The sequence below is a fragment of the Streptomyces sp. NPDC026672 genome, assembly GCF_040638185.1.
Taxonomy (GTDB): domain Bacteria; phylum Actinomycetota; class Actinomycetes; order Streptomycetales; family Streptomycetaceae; genus Streptomyces.
The window spans coordinates 362,741-379,280 of record NZ_JBEZXS010000003.1; the positions used below are offsets into that span (position 1 = coordinate 362,741).

The following is a 16,540-nucleotide window of genomic DNA, read 5'->3' on the forward strand; positions in this document are numbered from 1 at the left end:
GTGACGTGACGGCCGCCACGAAAGTCCCTGTTCGGCAGGGATTGTGGGGAGAACCACAGTGCATCGGTGTCCGTCACGTGGGTTGCAACTCCCGCTCCGGGAGAGTTCCCTGGAAGTGACCAGTGGTGGAGCAGGAGCGCCTGGGCTACGACACGGGCCGACGGGTCGCGTCGCGACGTGTGCCCGCCCTGTCAGAGGTCCGTGCTCGTCGCCGTGCGGCGTTCGACGCGGAGGTGATCCAGGTGAAGGCCGTCGTCTACGAGAAGCCGTTCAGCGTGTCCGTGCGCGACGTCGACGATCCGCAGATCCAGCATCCGAACGATGTGCTGGTACGGGTCACGTCGACCGCGATCTGCGGGTCCGACCTGCACATGTACGAGGGCCGCACGGCGGCGGAGGCGGGCATCGTCTTCGGGCACGAGAACCTCGGCATCGTCGAGCGGGTCGGGGACGGGGTCGCCACCTTGTCCGAGGGCGACCGGGTCGTCATGCCGTTCAACGTCGCGTGCGGGTTCTGCAAGAACTGTCTGGCCGGGAAGACCGGCTTCTGTCTGACCGTCAACCCGGGCTTCGCGGGCGGCGCCTACGGTTACGTGGCGATGGGCCCCTACAAGGGCGGCCAGGCGGAGTTGCTGCGGGTGCCGTTCGCCGACTTCAACTGCCTCAAGCTGCCGCCGGGCGAGCAGTTCGAGACCGACTTCGTGCTGCTGGCGGACATCTTCCCGACCGGCTACCACGGCTGTGAACTCGCCCAGGTCTCCCCCGGCGAGAGCGTGGCCGTCTTCGGCGCGGGCCCGGTGGGTCTGATGGCCGCCTACTCGGCGCTGCTGCGCGGCGCCTCGAAGGTGTTCTCGGTCGACCGGGTGCCCGAGCGGCTCGCCAAGGCGGAGGAGATCGGCGCCATCCCCATCGACTTCACCCGGGGCGACCCGGCGGAGCAGATCAAGGAGCAGACGCGCGGCGAGGGCACCGACAAGGGCGTGGACGCCGTCGGCTACCAGGCGCAGGCGCACGACGCCAGCCACGAGGAGCCGGCCGTGGTCCTCAACACGCTCGTCGAGACGGTGCGGGCCACCGGCAGGCTGGGCGTGCCGGGCCTGTACGTGCCGTCCGACCCGGGCGGACCCGACGAGAACGCCAAGCACGGTCAACTCCTCGTCTCCATCGGCCGGATGTTCGAGAAGGGCCAGCAGATGGGGACTGGTCAGACCAACGTCAAGCAGTACAACCGCCAGTTGCGCGACATGATCATCGCCGAGCGGGCCAAGCCCAGCTTCGTGGTCTCCCACGAACTCCCGCTGGACGAGGCCCCGTCGGCGTACGAGAAGTTCGACCAGCGCATCGAGGGCTACACCAAGGTGGTCCTGCATCCGGGCCACGCCCTGGCCGCGTAGGAGGCAGCGGCGGGGCAGGGACGCCGCGGGGCCGGAGCCGGTCCCGCGGCGTCACACGTCCTCGGGGACCGGCGGCAGCGCGAGGTGCGCGAGGTCCCCGGGCGGCGGGGTACTCACCGGCCACAGCGGGGCCGCGTCGCCGTCGGCGAGGGCGGCCGGGGCGTCGGTGAGGTTCATGCGGTCGCGCAGCCGGCCGTAGAAGTCCATCGGGCCGAGCCGTACGGCCCGCAGCCTGCGGGGTGCCGCGTACACGCCGATCCAGTCGCCCGGGTCGAGCACGCCGCGCACCTGGCCGTCGATGCTGACGGCGGCCTGCCCCGAGCGTTCGAGGACGCGCAGGGCGATGGGTTCGTCGGGGGCGGCGACGACGGACCGGTTGAACGCCATGTGCGGGGCGACGGGCGTGAAGATCAGGGCGTCCGCGCGGGGCGAGACGACGGGCCCGCCGGCGGCGAAGCTGTACGCGGTGGAGCCGGTCGGGGTGGCCACCAGCAGCGCGTCGGCGGAGTACGAGGCCAGGAGCCGGCCGGCGAGGTAGACACCCACGGAGACCTGACGGTCGCGGGACAGCTTCTCCAGGACGACGTCGTTGAGCGCGGTCACGTTCAGGGCGACGCCCCAGTCGTCGCCGGTCTCGCACTCGACGCGCACCCGGGGCGGCGGCAGCAGCGGTCCGCGGCCGAAGCGCAGCAGCGACTCGGCGCCGGTGGGTACCCGCAGCCGGCAGGAGGCGCGCAGGGTGAGCAGCATCCGGCTCTCCACGGTGAGCCGCTCGTCGCGCACGGCGTCCAGGGCGGTGCGCACGGCCGGTGCGGGGACCTCGGTGAGGAAGCCGACGCGGCCGAGGTCGACGCCGAGGACGAGGGCGTCGTGCTCCGCGGCCAGCCGGGCGCCGCGCAGGAAGGTGCCGTCGCCGCCGAGCGTGACGATGAGGTCCGGGTCGCCCGCGGACTCGACCTCCTCACGGGCGCTGTGCCGGCTGCCCTCGCGCCACACGTCGATGTCGGCGCAGTGGACGTCGTTCTCGGCGCACCACTCGCGCACGGCCGCCGCGGCCTTCTCGGCCTCGGGCCGTCCACCGTGCACGACCATGCCGATCCGTTTCACCGTCATGCCGGCCTCCAAGCGCCGTCGCGGACCGGGCGGGGCGACCCCACCCCTCACCCCGAAGCGTTCCACGCCGCCGCCCACCGTGCCCCCCGAAAACCCCACCGCCCCGGGGACAGGTCCCCGGGGCGGTGGTTCGGTAGCACCCCTAAGTGCAGCGCCCGAAGGGGCGCGGGGCTGTATCGATGTGCGACTCCGTCGCGTGGGCGCGACCAGCCACAACGCACGCCGCAGCCGACGATCGACGAACAACGAACCGCGGCGCTTCAGCGAAGCAGGAGCACTCAGCAGGTCACGGCGTCAGCTGCCACTGCTGGATGTAGCCGACGTCGATCGAGGCCCGGTCCTGCACGCGCAGCTTCCACGTACCGTTGACGGGCTGCGCCGACGCATCGACCGTGAAGGTCTGGTCGACGTCGTCGGCGGCGCCGCCACTGCGGTTGAGCAGCGAGTACACGGTGCCGTTGGGGCCGACCAGATCCACGGTCAGGTCACCGCGGAAGGTGTGCACGATCTTGACGTAGACCCGGGTGGTCGCGGAGGCGTTGCCCGAGCGGCCGGTGACGGTGATCGGGGACTCCACGGCCGCGCCGGCGTCCGGGATGTCGACGCGGGTGCTGCTTGCGTAGATGTTGGCGATCCGCCAGGTGAAGTTCACGGAGGCGGACGCGCCGGTCGCGTCGGTGATCGTCAGCGTGACGTCGTTGTCCCCGAGCGTGGTGGGCGTGCCGGAGATCAGGCCGGAGTCGCTGAGCGTCAGGCCGGCGGGCAGGCCGGTGGCCGCGTAGGTCAGGGCCGCGCCCGAGTTGGTGGTGAAGGCGCTCGTCTGGAGGGAGACCGCCTGGCCCACACCGCTGGTCTGGTCGGCGACGGGGGCGATGTTGACACCGAGGGCGATCCGGTCGCCGACGTTGATCGCGGCCCACGCGGCGGCCACCTGGAGGTAGGTGGGGCTGTAGGCGCCGAACAGGTCGGCGGCGGCCTGGAGGGTCGCGGTGCGGGCGCCCGCGTAGTTGGTGTTCGACGTCATGTACGTGCTCAGCGCGCGGTACCAGATGCGCTGGGCGTTGCCGATGCCGATGCCGGTGACCGGCTGCCCGTCGGAGGTGGGGCTGTCGTACGCCACCCCGTTGACGGTCTTCGCGCCGCTGCCCTCGGACAGCAGGTAGAAGAAGTGGTTCGCCGGGCCCGAGGAGAAGTGGACGTCGATGCTGCCGAGCGTCGAGCTCCAGTAGTCGCGGGAGGCGCCGTCCTTGGAGGGCTCGTCCATGTAGCGCAGCGGGGTGCCGTCGCCGTTGATGTCGATCTTCTCGCCGACCATGTAGTCCGGGACGTCGGCGGGGAGGTCGGAGTGGAACTCGACCGCGGCGGCGAAGATGTCCGAGGTGGCCTCGTTGAGGCCGCCGGACTCACCGGAGTAGATCAGGCCGGCGGTGGCGGCGGTGACGCCGTGGCTCATCTCGTGGGCGGCCACGTCGAGGGCGGTCAGCGGGTTGGCGTTGCCCGAGCCGTCGCCGTACGTCATGCAGAAGCAGGCGTCCTGCCAGAAGGCGTTGACGTAGTTGTTGCCGTAGTGGGCGCGGCTGTAGGCGGCGACGCCGTCGTTGCGGATGCCGTTGCGGCCGAAGACGTCCTTGTAGTAGTCCCAGGTGGCCGCGGCGCCGTAGGCGACGTCCACGCCCGCGGTCTGCCGGTTGGCCTGGGTGCCGTCGCCCCACACGTCGTCGGCGTCCGTGAACAGGGTCCCGGTGCCCGAGGTGCCCTGGTTCAGGTCGTAGGTGCGGTGCCCGGCGCGGTCGCCGTCCACGAGCTGGTACGTCGAGCCGGAGCGGGTGGTGCCCAGCGACACCGTGCCGTTGAACTGGCCGGTCCCGGTGCCGGTGCGGACGCCCTGGAACTGGAAGAGCTGCTTGCCGGAGGCGGCGTCGCTGACGACGTGGAGTTCGCTCGGGGTGCCGTCGTCCTGGAACCCGCCGACGACCGACTCCCAGGCGAGGACGGGCTCGGCGCCCGCGGCCCAGACGACGAGCCGGGGCGCGCCGGTGAGCTTCGGCTTCTCCGCGTTCGCCTTCTCGGCGACGGAGAGCGCCTTGGACTTCACGGTGGCCGCGGAGACCTTGGGCGTGGTGGTGGCGGGGGTGATGCCGGCCCGGGCCGCCTTGGTGACGGTGAAGCTGCCGCCCTTGTCGTGGACGACGAGGTCGCCGCCGAGGACGGGCAGACCTGCGTAGGTCCGCTCGTAGCGGGTGTGGGTGGTGCCGTCGGCGTCCTGGGCGACGTCCTTGACGACGAGCTTCTCCTCGGCGCCGAGGCGCAGGCTCCGCGCGGTGTCCTTGACGGCCGCGGTGGCCTCCTCGACCAGCGCCTTGTGCCGGGCCGCCGAGAGCGGGGCGGGGGCCGCGGCGGCGCGGGGGGTGGCCAGGATCTTCGCGGAGCCGCGGCCCTCGGGGGCGGCGGAGGCGGGTCCCGCCTGGACTCCGGCGGCGAACAGGGTGCCCACGGCGGTGAGTACGAGGGCCGCGGTGTATCTGGGGCGGTGGGGGTGGCGACGGTCCTGCCGCAACAAGGCGTTCTCCTTCTGTGGGGTTCGGACTCGGGGTGGAGTCCGGGAGAGCGGAACGGCCGGGGTCGGCCGTCCGGCGACGCGTGCGGGTACGGGTGGTACGGGGCACCGCATGGGTGGTGGGGGTGAGGTGTGGTGCCCGTGAATGCGAAGTGAACGTGCGCACAGCAGAGTGACATCCCTCACCCAGGATTGTCATGACTACACCAAAGCAACGTCTCAAATTGGCGCTTCCACAAGGGAGTTGAGAGGCCAAGGGCACCGCATTTCGGCCTGCGTAACGTGCCCGACACGAAGGTCGGGGCCGCCGGGCGGGGCCCGCCGGAGTCGCGCGCGACATGTCGGCGCGTGTGGACCGCGCCGTCGCCGCCCCGGCAGGCCGGCGCACGCACCTCGCCGCGCGTGGTCGTCAGCGGGGCGTTCCTGGCCGTCGTGGTGGTGGCGCGGACCTGGCTGGGGCGCCGGGGCCGGACATGCCGCCGACCGGAGCAATGCCGGGGTGGGGCGGGCCGCGGCGACAGGCTGGACGTCTTGTCCGGGATCGGGTCGGGTGCGGGGAGTTCGGTGTGTTCAGGCTGGGTCGGTCGGACCGTCGGGCACCGCGGGAGGCACAGGACGGCGACGGACCGCACACCCGGCCGCCCGCCACCCCGGCGTGGATGCGCTGGCTCCCGGTCCTGTACGTCGCCGGTCTGCTCGTCCTCGAACCCGTCACGCCCGTGCAGTGGCCGCTGAGCTTCGTGCTGATCGCGCTGCCGCTGGTGGCGGCCTTCGCGCACGGGCCCGTCGTGGTCGCCGGGGTGACGGTCTTCGCCCTCGTGTTCGAGGGGGTCCTCGCCGGCACCCCGTGCTGCGCCGGACGGTCGGTGGGCCATCTGTGGGAGCGGCACTACGTGGCGGCCTATCTGTGCACCGCCCTGGTGGGCACCCTCGGCACGATCCTGGCCGCCCACCGCATCCGGCGGGAGCGCATGCTCGCGGACGTGCGCTTCGTGGCGGACATCGCGCAGCGCGTCCTGCTGCGCCCGGTGCCGTACCGGATCGGGGACCTGCGGCTGGAGAGCTTCTACGTGTCGGCGGACGCGGAGGCGAGGATCGGCGGCGACCTCTTCGAGGCCGTGCCCACGGCGCACGGGGTGCGGCTGCTCATCGGCGACGTGCGCGGCAAGGGGCTGCGCGCCGTGGAGACCGCGGGCACGCTGCTCGGGGCGTTCCGGGAGGCCGCGTACGACGAGCCCGATCTGCCGTCGCTCGCGGGCCGGGTGGAGGTCAGCGTGTCGCGGCGGGCCGAGGAGATGGCCGGCGGGGAGGCGGCCGAGCGGTTCGCGACCGCCGTCTTCGCGGAGATCGTGGCCGACGGGCAGGTGGTGCGGGTCGTCAACTGCGGCCATCCGCCGCCGCTGCTGGTGCGGCCCGGCGCGGTGGAGGAGCTGGACCGGGGGCGGCCGGCGCCGCCGCTGAACCTGGGGATGCTGATGCGGGAGCCGTACCACGTGGACGCCTATCCGTTCCGGCCCGGCGACCAGTTGCTGCTCTACACGGACGGCATCACGGAGACCCGTGATCCGGACGGCGCGTTCTACCCGCTGATCGAGCGGGTGCGCGCCTGGGGCCCGCTGCCGCCGCGGGAGCTACTGGACCGGCTCCACCGCGATCTGCTGGAGTTCAGCCACGACCAGCTGCACGACGACATGGCCGCGCTGACCGTCCGGCTGCTGCCGCACCGGGGGGCGGTGGGTACGCCGCCGGAGCCCGCGGCATAGCGTGGGGGCATGCGTGTCGACCACTCGCCGGACGCCCTCGGTCCTGGCGCCTTCTACCGTCTGCTGACCTCCGTGATCGTGCCCCGGCCCATCGCCTGGGTCTCGACCCTCGCCGCGGACGGCACGGCCAATCTGGCCCCGCACTCCTTCTTCACGGTCGCCTCGACCGATCCGCCGATCGTCCAGTTCACGTCCGTGGGCCGCAAGGACTCGCTGCGCAACGTCGAGGAGACGCGCGAGTTCGTCGTGAACTTCGCCCCGGAGCCACTGTTCGAGCAGATCAACGCGACCGCGACCGACTTCCCGCGCGAGGAGGGCGAGTTCGACGCGGTCGGTGTCGGGCGGGAGCCGTCGCTGCGGGTGGAGCCGCCCCGGGTGGCCGCCTCCCCCGTGGCGCTGGAGTGCACGCTGCACTCGACGCTGGGTCTTGGCGACTCGACGGTGGTGTTCGGGCGGGTCGTGCACGCGGTCGTCGCCGAGGAGGTGCTGGTGGACGGACGTCCGGACATCCACCGGCTGCGTCCGCTGTCCCGGCTCGGCGGGAACGAGTGGGGCACGACCGGTGAGGTCCGGGAGATCGGCAGGATCGCGTACCGGGACCGGCCGCGCGGCTGACCCGGTCGGGTGTGCCGCGGTGGCGCACGGACGCCACCGCGGCGGCCTTCGCCGGGGTCAGCCGTCGATGCGGTGCTGGGTCCAGAACGAGGTGAGGTCCGTGCTCGTGGCGGCCTGCGCGGCGGCCTTGAACTCGGCGGTGGTCGAGACCCCGTACCAGTGCGCGGCGGCGTAGTCCTTCAGGAGCTTGGCCATGGCGGTGTCGCCGAGGACGCGGCGCAGGTCGTGCAGGGCGCACTTGCCGTAGCCGTAGACCACGGTGGAGTACCGGGAGGAGTGGGTGTCCCAGTAGGCCATCGAGTTGGTGATCTTCTCGGCGGACGACGCCCAGGAGACGCTGTTCCAGCAGCCCGTGCCGGTCTTGTTCTGCGCGAGGTCGGTGGCGTAGTCGGTGAACGACTCGTCGAGCCAGGGGGAGTTGTACTCGTCGTCGCCGACGATGCCGTACCACCACTGGTGGGCGATCTCGTGGGTGAGGGCGGTGGTGCTGACCAGGTCGAGCACGAAGCCCGGGTACTCCATGCCGCCGAACCAGAAGTTGTTGTCGATGACCGCGTCCAGCTCGCCGTACGGGTAGGCGCCGAAGCGCGCGGAGTGGGCGTCCACGGCGGACCTGGCGGTGCTGAGCATCGACTGCGCGCTGGCGGAGCTGATGTTCGACACGGAGTAGACGTTGACCGGGACTCCGGTGGCCGAGGTGCCGGAGATTTTACTGAAGGGGCCGGCGGCCCAGGCGAAGTCGCGGACGCGGGCGGCGGTCGCGGTGGTGACGGTACGGCCGCCGGTGCCGGGGGTGTCGACGGAGGTGCCGGTGGCCGGGACCAGCAGGGTGCTGGGGTGGTCGAGGGTCACCTTGAAGTCGGCGGCCAGTGAGTAGAAGGCCTCGCCGTTGTTGGTGTACGGGTCCAGGTGCCAGCCCGCGGCGTCCTTGACGGCCAGCACGGGCAGGGCGTTGCCGATGAAGCTGAACGCGCCGTCGTGGCCGAAGCGGTCGGCGCCGCTGGGCACGGTGATGCCCAGGTCGAAGCCGATCGTGGCGCTCTGTCCCTGGGCCAGCGGCGACGGCAGGTCGATCCGCAGGGCGGTGCAGGCCACGGAGAGGGCGCCCGCGGTGCCGCCGGTGACGTTGGTCACCGTGATCGGCGGGGCGGAGCAGCTGCCGTGGTAGTTGTCCCACAGCCGCAGGTAGACCTCGCCGAGCGGGGTCGGGGAGGCGTTGGTGAAGGTGGCGCTCTCGTGGCCGGTCCACACCGTGCCGGCGGTGTTGCTGCTCAGGCTGACGGTGTACGCGGGGGCCGCCGGGGTGCGGACGGTGTCGGCGCTGGGGGCGGCGGCGGTCCGGGCGGCGGCCGGCGCGTCGGTCGCGGTGGCGGCGGGCGCCGCGACGGCCGGGCCGGCGGGGAGGGCGAAGAGGGCCAGCGCGGCGGCGACGAGAGTGCCGACGAGGGCCTTGTGGGGGGTGGTTCTCACACGAAACTCCTTTGCGGCGGCCGGATTCCGGCCTGCTCGGTGGCCGCACGGCCGGCTTGGGTGCGCCGGGGGGCGGCCGCGGGTCACGCGTTCGGTTGTCCGTTCACCGAGGTGACGGGTCCGCCGGGCCCCGGTGATCAGGGCACGGCTGGCGAAAGCCTCGCAGATTTGACCGGAGCATGCCATGGAGTTGCGGAAAGTCGCCCCGAGCGACCGAAAGGGCGCCGTGCGACGCCCCGCGGAGCGGGGACGTGTCACGGCGCCCTCCCGGAGGGGTCCGTCCTACGCGGCGACGCGCTCGGCGAGGGCCTTGGCCCGGGCGGTCGCGTCCGCCAGGGCGCGGTCGCGGGAGGACTCGAACAGCGGCACCAGCTCGGCCATGGCCGGGACGTGCGGGGCCATCGTCAGCTCGGGGACGATGAACTCCAGGTCCAGGGCGAGGGTGTCGGCGAGGACCGCCTTCAGGTAGTTCTGCACGTACTCGAAGTCCTCGCGCGGGGTGCCCGGCGCGTAGGAGCCGCCGCGGCTCGCCACGACGACGACCGGGGTGCCCTTGATCGAGGACGTCTCCCCCGCGGTGCGGCCCATGAGGAGCACGTTGTCCAGCCACGCCTTGAGGGTCGAGGGGATCGAGAAGTTGTACATCGGGGCGCCGATGAGCACGACGTCGGCCTGCTCCAGCTCCTCGATGAGGGGCAGGCGCGCGGCGAACGCGGCGGCCTGGGCCGGGGTGTGGCCGGCCGGGTCCGAGAGACCGGCGGTGTGGGCGTCGGCGGTCAGGTGGGGCACGGGGTTCGCGGACAGGTCGCGGTGGATGACCGTGCCCTCCGGGTGCTGCTCCTCCCAGGTCTTGCGGAAGGCGTCCGCCACGGCGCGGGACGCGGACGCCTCGCTCGGGAACACGGACGAGTCGATGTGCAGCAGGGTGGCCATGGGTGTCTCCAGGGGACGTGCCGGGGGGCGAACCCCGGACTGAGATTTGGTACTCGGCTATATCTAACACATGGACTTACTTTTTTTCATCCCCATACGGCGGGGTAGTACCATGAGCCCATGGCGGCGGAGCAGACCCACGACGTGTCGGCGTGCAAGCAGGTCGACGGCGGCATCACCCGCGTCTTCCAGCTGCTCGGGAAGCGGTGGAGCGGCCTGATCGTGGCCGTGCTCCTGGAACAGCCGACGCACTTCGCCGATCTGCGCCGCGCGGTGCCGGGCATCAGCGAGCGCATGCTCTCGGACCGGCTCGCCGAACTGGGCGCGGCCGGGCTCGTGGTCCGCGAGGTCGACGAAGGACCGCCGCTGCGGGTCTCCTACCGGCTGACCGAGACGGGCGCCGCGCTGGAGCCGGCGCTCAAGGAACTCGGCGCATGGGCGCAGGAGCACCTGCCGGAGAGCGCCGACCCGTGCAGCGGAGGCACCCCCGACTGCTGACCGCCCGCGGCCACCACCGGGGACACCGCCGAAGCCCCCGTGTCCTACGCCCTGTTCAGCACAGCACCGCGAGGTCGGCGGGGCGCACCCGGGCGGTGACGGGCAGGGTCGCCTCGACCTCGCCGTCGGCGCCGTAGGGCACCGGACGGTCGGACTCGACGTGTATCTCACGCCCGCGCAGCACCCGTACCTCGGGGCGGTGGACGTGGGCTCCGGTGCGCAGTTCGTGCATCAGGGCGAAGAACACGCGGCGCGGTGTCCTGCCGATGAGCACGACGTCGAGCAGTCCGTCGTCCACGCGGGCGTCCGGGGCGATGGCCCGGCCGGAGCCGTAGTAGGGGGAGTTGGCGGCCACGACGGTGAAGCCGCTGTGCTCGTGCGCGCGTCCGTCGACGGTCACCCGGTAGGTGGCCGGGCGCCAGCCGGCCACCGCGCGCAGCCCGCCCGCGTAGTAGGACGCGGCGCCGTGCAGCAGCCGGGCGTGGTTGGCGTACCGGTTGGCGAGCGCGTCCACGCCCGCGTACACGCTGCCCAGCACCACCGTGCGCGGGTGGACCGCCGACTCCACCTCGACGGTGTCGACGCGCCGGGGCTCGTGGCGCAGCAGGATCCGGGCCAGCGCGGCCGGGTCGCGGGGCAGTCCGAGCGCCCGCGCGAAGTCGTTGCCGCGCCCGGCCGGGACCAGCCCGAGGACCGTGCCGGTGCCGCTGAGGGCGCCGCCGATCCCGCCGGCCATGCCGTCGCCGCCGACGGCGAGGACCACCCGGCCCCGCTCCCCCGCCGCGCGGGCGATGTCCTGGGCGTGGGCGAGGCTGCGGCTGTACTCGGTCTCCAGTTCCGCCCCGGCCTCCCGCAGCAGCCGTCCGACGTGCAGCAGCGCCGACGCCCCGTCGGAGCCGCCCGCGGTGGGGTTGACGACGGCGGTGAACTGGCGCATCGGTGGGCCTCCGGACGGTGACGGGTGGTGCGGGTCGGGCGGGATACCGGGCCGGGTGGCGGGCCGGAGGGTCAGACGGCGGGTCGGTCGGCGGGCAGCAGGACGCCCGGGTTGAGGATGCCGTCCGGGTCGAGGCGGTCCTTGACCGCCCGCAGCGCCTCGACGCCCAGCGCGCCCGCCTCCCTGACGTACCAGTCGCGGTGGTCCGTGCCCACCCCGTGGTGGTGGCTGATCGTGCCGCCCGCCGCGAGGACCGCCTCGTTGGCGGCGTGCTTGGCGGGCGTCCAGTGGGCCACCGGGTCCTCGCCCTGGGCGCCGACGACCGTGAAGTACAGGGAGGCGCCGTTCTCGTACACGTGGGAGACGTGGCACATCACCAGGGGCGGGGTGCCCGCCCGGGTGAGGGTGTCGGTGAGTGCCGTGCGGACGGCCCGGTGGAGGCCGGGGAGCCGGGACCAGAAGGCGGCGGTCTCCAGGGTCTCGGCGAAGGCCCCGGCGTCGAGCAGGGCGTCGCGCAGATAGGGGGCCGAGAAGCGTCCGCGGGCCCAGCTCTCGCCGGGTCCGGTCCCCAGGCAAGTGCCGCCGGCGGCGCGCAGCACGGCGGCGGCGCCCGTACGGCGCCGGGCGGTGTCCTCTTCGGTGCCCTCGTACCCGACGATGGCCCGGCACCCTCCGTCCGCCCGCGCGTCAGCGGAGCCGATGGCGTCGGGCCGGGCGAGTCCGACCAGGGTCTCCGTCTCGTCGGACAGGCGCAGCACGGTGGGGCGCGGCCCGTCCTGTGCGAGGTGGCGCAGGGCGGCGGTGCCCTCCTCGAACGAGGCGAAGTGCCAGCCCTCGTGGATCCGGACCCGTGGGACGGGCCTGATCCTCACGGTGACGGAGGTGATGACGCCGAACGCGCCCTCCGAGCCGAGGACCAGCTGGCGCAGATCGGGTCCCGCGGCCGAGCGCGGGGCGCGGCCGGTCTCCAGGGTGCCGCGCGGGGTGGCGAGGGTGAGGCCGAGGACCATGTCGTCGAAGCGGCCGTATCCGGCGGACGCCTGGCCGCTGGAGCGGGCGGCGGCGAATCCGCCGATGGTGGCCCACTCGTAGGACTGGGGGAAGTGGCCGAGCGTGAAGCCGTGTTCGGCGAGCAGCGCCTCGGCGCGCGGGGCGCGCAGGCCGGGGCCGAGGGTGGCGGTGCGGGAGACGGGGTCGAGGGCGAGCAGTCCGGGCATGCGGCGCAGGTCGAGGGCGACGGCGTCCCGGCGCCCGGGGCCGCGGAGTTCGGGCGCGAGGCCGCCGACGACGGAGGTGCCGCCGCCGAACGGCACGACGGCGAGGCCGAGCCGGCCGCAGGTCCGCAGGACGGCGAGGACCTCGTCGTGGGTGGCGGGCAGTACGACGGCGGCGGGTGCGTCCGTGAGGTCGCCTGCGCGGATGCGCAGCAGGTCCGGGGTGGACTTGCCGCGGGTGTGCCGGACGCGGCTCCCGGCGTCGGTGCGGACGTGGGCCGGGCCGCCGACGACCTCCGCGAGGGCCGCGAGCGCGGCGGCGTCGAGCGGGCAGGCGGGCACGTCGAGGGCGTCGAGGGCCGGCGGGGCGGTGTCGCGGGGCGTGACGCCGAGCAGGTCGCGCAGCAGTCCGGTCACGGTGTCGGGCAGCGGCGCCGCCTCGGCCGGGTCGCCCCAGCCGCTCCACAGCATGTCCATCAAGGGCCGTCCCTCGTCGGTCGGTTGTCCGGCACCATCACCCCGGCCGCCCACCGGGGCGTTACACTGTGACACATGACGCCTATTCGTCACAAGGATGCGGACAAGGACGGGGCCGACAAGGGCGGGGGCGGGGACGCCGCCGGTGACCGGGTACTCGACGCCGTGCGCGACTGCGTGCTCGCCGTCGGCGTACGGCGCACCACCCTGACGGACGTGGCCCGCCGCGCCGGTGTCTCACGGATGACGCTCTACCGTCGCCGGCCCGATGTGCGCTCCCTGGTGGGCGACCTGATGACCCGTGAGTGGGTCGGTGTGGCCACCGCGGCGATGCCTCCGCACCGCCCGGCGGGACGGGCGCGCGAACCGCTCGTGGACGGGCTGGTCGCGGGGGTGGCCGCGTTCCGGGCGCATCCGCTCTTCGTCAAGATCGTCGACGTCGATCCCGAACTGCTGCTCCCCTACGTCCTCGACCGGCGCGGAGCCAGCCAGGAGGCCCTCCTGGAGCTGCTGTCCGGACGTCTGCGCGAAGGGCACGCCGATGGGTCGGTGCGCCCCGCTCCCGTCGAACTCCAGGCCCGTTCCCTGCTGTTGGTCGTCCAGTCCTTCACCCTGTCGCTGCGCACCATGACCGAAGAGGACCGGCCCGACCTGACCTCCGAGGCGTTCCTCGGCGAACTGCGCACCCTCCTGGAGAGGACCCTGACGCCATGAGCCGCACCGGCCGCACGACCGCGCCCCTCCCGGGCTCCTCGCTCTCCGCCGCGCGCCGCGCGCGTGAACTCACCGAGGCCGTCGGGGGGTTCACGGCGGACGTCCTGGTGGTGGGGCTCGGCGCGACCGGGGCCGGCGTCGCGCTGGACGCGGCGGCCCGCGGTCTGGGCGTGGTCGCCGTGGACGCCCACGACCTGGCCTTCGGCACGTCCCGCTGGAGCTCCAAGCTGATCCACGGCGGGCTGCGCTACCTGGCGTCGGGGCAGTGGGGCGTCGCCCGGGAGAGCGCGGTCGAGCGCGGGGTGCTGATGGAACGCACCGCTCCCCATCTGGTGCGCGCCCAGCCCTTCGTCCTGCCCCTGACCCCGCTGGTGTCGCGTGCGCAGGCGTCCCTGACCTGGGCCGGACTGCGCGCCGGTGACACACTGCGGCTGGCCGCGCGCACGGCGCGGACCACCCTGCCCGCGCCGCGCCGGCTCTCGGCGGTGGAGGCCCGGCACCTGGCGCCCGCCGTGCGCGCCGACGGGCTGCGCGGGGGCCTGCTCTCCTGGGACGGCCGGGTGAGCGACGACGCCCGGCTGGTCACCGCCCTCGCCCGTACGGCGGCCGCGCACGGGGCGCGGGTCCTCACCCGGGTGCGGGTGCTGGAGCTGACCGGGAGGGGCGCCCGGGTCCGCGACGAACTCACCGGCGAGGAGGGCGAGATCGCGGCCCGCGCGGTGGTCAACGCCACCGGGGTGTGGGCGGGCGGCCTGGTCGACGGCATCCGGATCCGTCCCTCGCGCGGCACGCATCTGGTGCTGCGCGCCGGGCTGTTCGGCTCCCTGCCCGCGGGCCTGCACGTCCCGGTGCCCGGCGAGACGGACCGCTTCGTGCTGGTCCTCCCCCAGGGCGACGGCCGCGTGTACGTCGGACTCACCGACGAGCCCGTGGAGGGCGACGTCCCCGACGTGCCGGAGGTGCCCGAGACCGACGTCGGGTTCCTGCTCGACGTCCTCGGCGGCGCGCTGGACGTGCCGGTGCGGCGCGCGGACGTCGTGGGCGCCTTCGCCGGGCTGCGTCCGCTGCTCGACACGGCGGGCGAGGGCTCCGGGGCGCCCGCCCGCACCTCCGACGTCTCCCGCCGGCACGCCGTGCTGACCTCGCCCGACGGTGTGGTCACCGTGGTCGGCGGCAAGCTCACCACGTACCGGCGGATGGCCGAGGACGCGGTCGACGCGGTGGTCGCCGCGCGCCGGCTGCCCGCGGGGCCGTCCGTCACCGCGGCCCTGCCGCTCGTCGGGGCGGCGTCCCCGGCCCGGCTAGGCCGTGTCCCCGCGCCCGACCGCCTGGTACGGCGCCACGGCACGGAGGCCCCGGCCGTCCTGGCGCTCGCCGACGCCGACCCGCGCCTGGCCGGCCCCGTGCTGCCCGGCCACCCCGTGACCCGTGCCGAACTGCGCTGGGCCGCGCTGCACGAGGGCGCCCTCGACACGGCCGACCTCCTCGACCGCCGTACCCGCATCGGCCTCGTACCGGAGGACCGGGCCGCGGCCGAGGAGGCGGCGCGGGAGGCACTGGAGGGGATCACCGCCACACCGGGGTGAGATCCCGGGCGGCCGGGGGGCGGGAGCGCGCGGGGAGCGGTTCCCGGCTGCCCGCGCGGTGGAGGACGAGCGGTCGGGCAGGTGGGGACGGGTCCGGGCGGGTGCGTGGTAGCTTCCGTATACAGGGTGTATGCGACCTCAGGGGGTAGCGGTGGTCTCCGGTCGGGAGAAGGCGTACGCGTATCTCAGGGACACGGTCCTCACGGACCCGGAGATGCAGGGCGCGTTCCTGTCCGAGCAGGAGGTCGCGGACCGCATCGGGGTCTCGCGCACACCCGTCCGCGAGGCGCTGCTGCTGCTCGCCGCCGAGGACCTGGTCGAGCTGGTGCCCAAGCGGGGCGCCCGGGTGGCCGCGCTCACCGGCCGTGAGATCACCGAGCTGATGGAGCTGCGCGGCGTCGTGGAGCGGTACGCCGCCGAGCGGCTGGTGACCCGTGACCGGGTGCCGCTGGCCGAGCTGCGGGCGCTGCTCGACCGGCAGGGCGGGCTCACCGGGCCCGAGCAGGCCCGGGAGTTCATCGACGTGGACCACCTCTTCCACGCCACGCTGGTCTCGGCCGTCGGCAACACCCTGCTCGACCGGCACTACGACGGGCTGCGCAGCCGCCAGGTCCGCGCGGGCGTGGTCGCGCTGTTCCACCGGCGCGGACGCCAGGAGGCGGTGCTCGACGAACACCGGGCCATCCTGGACGCCCTGGCGGCGGCCGACGCGCCGGCCGCGTGCGCGGCGATCGACGACCACCTGGACTCGACCCTGAAGATCCTGCTCGCGGGCTAGGACCGCCTGCCCACGGCCGCGGGGCGCCCGCCGTCGGGCGCCTGCCAAGGGCCCGCGCCCGACGGGAGCCACCCGCCGGACCAGGGGCCGCCCGCCCGGTCCCGGGCGGGCGGCCCCGAGTCTGCGCCGCGCGGGGTGGTCCACAACACCTGGCCACCGCACCCCGCCCGGCCGCCGGCCACGACCGACGCGTGGGCACCCCCGCCGGCAGCGCACGGCCACTGCCGGTGGAACACCGGGGTCCGGGCGGGAGCCTTCGTCGGACCCCCGGGCGCGGGCGAACGGCCCTGCGCCCCGACAGACGACGTTCGCCCCGTCGCGACGCCCGGCACGCCGAGAGCACGCACCGGACGCCGCTCCTCGACGGGCGGACGTCGCCTGCCGGGGCCCTAGGGTGTGTTTCGAAAGTCCCGCCTGGCCCGCGACGCCTGGCACGCACACTCGCTGCGTTGTCGGAACGCCCAAGTACATCCAGTACGAGGGCGATCCTC

General features: G+C 73.9%; 12 protein-coding genes and 1 pseudogene. 7 read left to right on the plus strand and 6 right to left on the minus strand.

All coding sequences use genetic code 11. From position 1 onward, the window contains the following. Positions 1–242: 242 nt before the first annotated feature. Positions 243–1,394: a glutathione-independent formaldehyde dehydrogenase gene (locus AB0F77_RS04830; protein WP_361941514.1), complete on the plus strand. Its 1,152-nt coding sequence runs from the start codon at positions 243–245 to the stop codon at positions 1,392–1,394. A gap of 51 nt (positions 1,395–1,445) precedes the next feature. On the opposite strand, the gene AB0F77_RS04835 is transcribed toward AB0F77_RS04830, so the two are convergent. Together AB0F77_RS04835 and AB0F77_RS04840 are read right to left on the minus strand one after the other, a co-directional pair. After that, a complete protein-coding gene (locus tag AB0F77_RS04835) occupies positions 1,446–2,507 on the minus strand; it encodes an NAD(+)/NADH kinase (protein ID WP_361941446.1) in 1,062 nt (353 codons plus the stop codon). Between the two features lie 286 nt (positions 2,508–2,793). Continuing rightward, positions 2,794–5,067 carry a M4 family metallopeptidase gene (locus AB0F77_RS04840; RefSeq protein ID WP_361941448.1) on the minus strand — a complete coding sequence of 758 codons (2,274 nt, stop codon included), beginning with the start codon at positions 5,065–5,067 and terminating at the stop codon, positions 2,794–2,796. Positions 5,068–5,630: 563 nt separating this feature from the next. Between AB0F77_RS04840 and AB0F77_RS04845 the strand changes: the two genes are divergently transcribed. Next, complete coding sequence (locus tag AB0F77_RS04845) at positions 5,631–6,827, plus strand: PP2C family protein-serine/threonine phosphatase (protein ID WP_361941451.1); 1,197 nt, start codon at positions 5,631–5,633, stop codon at positions 6,825–6,827. Positions 6,828–6,836: 9 nt separating this feature from the next. After that, positions 6,837–7,442: a flavin reductase family protein gene (locus tag AB0F77_RS04850; protein WP_361941454.1), complete on the plus strand. Its 606-nt coding sequence runs from the start codon at positions 6,837–6,839 to the stop codon at positions 7,440–7,442. Positions 7,443–7,499: 57 nt separating this feature from the next. On the opposite strand, the pseudogene AB0F77_RS04855 reads toward AB0F77_RS04850, so the two are convergent. Next, a pseudogene (locus AB0F77_RS04855) lies at positions 7,500–8,762 on the minus strand (M1 family metallopeptidase); the annotation flags it as partial. 432 nt (positions 8,763–9,194) lie between these two features. Continuing rightward, a complete protein-coding gene (locus tag AB0F77_RS04860) occupies positions 9,195–9,845 on the minus strand; it encodes an NAD(P)H-dependent oxidoreductase (RefSeq protein WP_361941457.1) in 651 nt (216 codons plus the stop codon). Positions 9,846–9,965: 120 nt separating this feature from the next. Here AB0F77_RS04860 and AB0F77_RS04865 point away from each other — a divergent pair, with 120 nt between their 5' ends. Beyond that, positions 9,966–10,343 (plus strand): helix-turn-helix domain-containing protein, encoded by a 378-nt coding sequence (locus AB0F77_RS04865; protein WP_361941460.1) that lies wholly within the window; start codon positions 9,966–9,968, stop codon positions 10,341–10,343. A gap of 55 nt (positions 10,344–10,398) precedes the next feature. Here the strand turns inward: AB0F77_RS04865 and AB0F77_RS04870 are convergent, their stop codons facing one another. Continuing rightward, the gene (locus AB0F77_RS04870) at positions 10,399–11,280 is read right to left on the minus strand and encodes a YegS/Rv2252/BmrU family lipid kinase (RefSeq protein ID WP_361941463.1); all 882 of its coding nucleotides are present in this window, start codon (positions 11,278–11,280) and stop codon (positions 10,399–10,401) included. A 71-nt stretch (positions 11,281–11,351) separates the two neighbouring features. Further along, on the minus strand, positions 11,352–12,971 hold the full coding sequence (locus tag AB0F77_RS04875) for an FAD-binding oxidoreductase (RefSeq protein WP_361941466.1): 1,620 nt from the start codon (positions 12,969–12,971) through the stop codon (positions 11,352–11,354). A gap of 75 nt (positions 12,972–13,046) precedes the next feature. On the opposite strand from AB0F77_RS04875, the gene AB0F77_RS04880 reads away from it, so the two are divergent. The 3 genes from AB0F77_RS04880 to AB0F77_RS04890 all read left to right on the plus strand — a co-directional run bounded on the left by AB0F77_RS04880 (position 13,047) and on the right by AB0F77_RS04890 (position 16,049). Continuing rightward, positions 13,047–13,685 carry a TetR/AcrR family transcriptional regulator gene (locus tag AB0F77_RS04880; RefSeq protein WP_361941469.1) on the plus strand — a complete coding sequence of 213 codons (639 nt, stop codon included), beginning with the start codon at positions 13,047–13,049 and terminating at the stop codon, positions 13,683–13,685. Next, complete coding sequence (locus AB0F77_RS04885; RefSeq protein ID WP_361941472.1) at positions 13,682–15,271, plus strand: glycerol-3-phosphate dehydrogenase/oxidase; 1,590 nt, start codon at positions 13,682–13,684, stop codon at positions 15,269–15,271. Before AB0F77_RS04880 ends, AB0F77_RS04885 begins: the two co-directional genes overlap by 4 nt. Positions 15,272–15,422: 151 nt before the next feature. Then, complete coding sequence (locus AB0F77_RS04890) at positions 15,423–16,049, plus strand: GntR family transcriptional regulator (protein WP_361941516.1); 627 nt, start codon at positions 15,423–15,425, stop codon at positions 16,047–16,049. Positions 16,050–16,540: the final 491 nt, after the last annotated feature.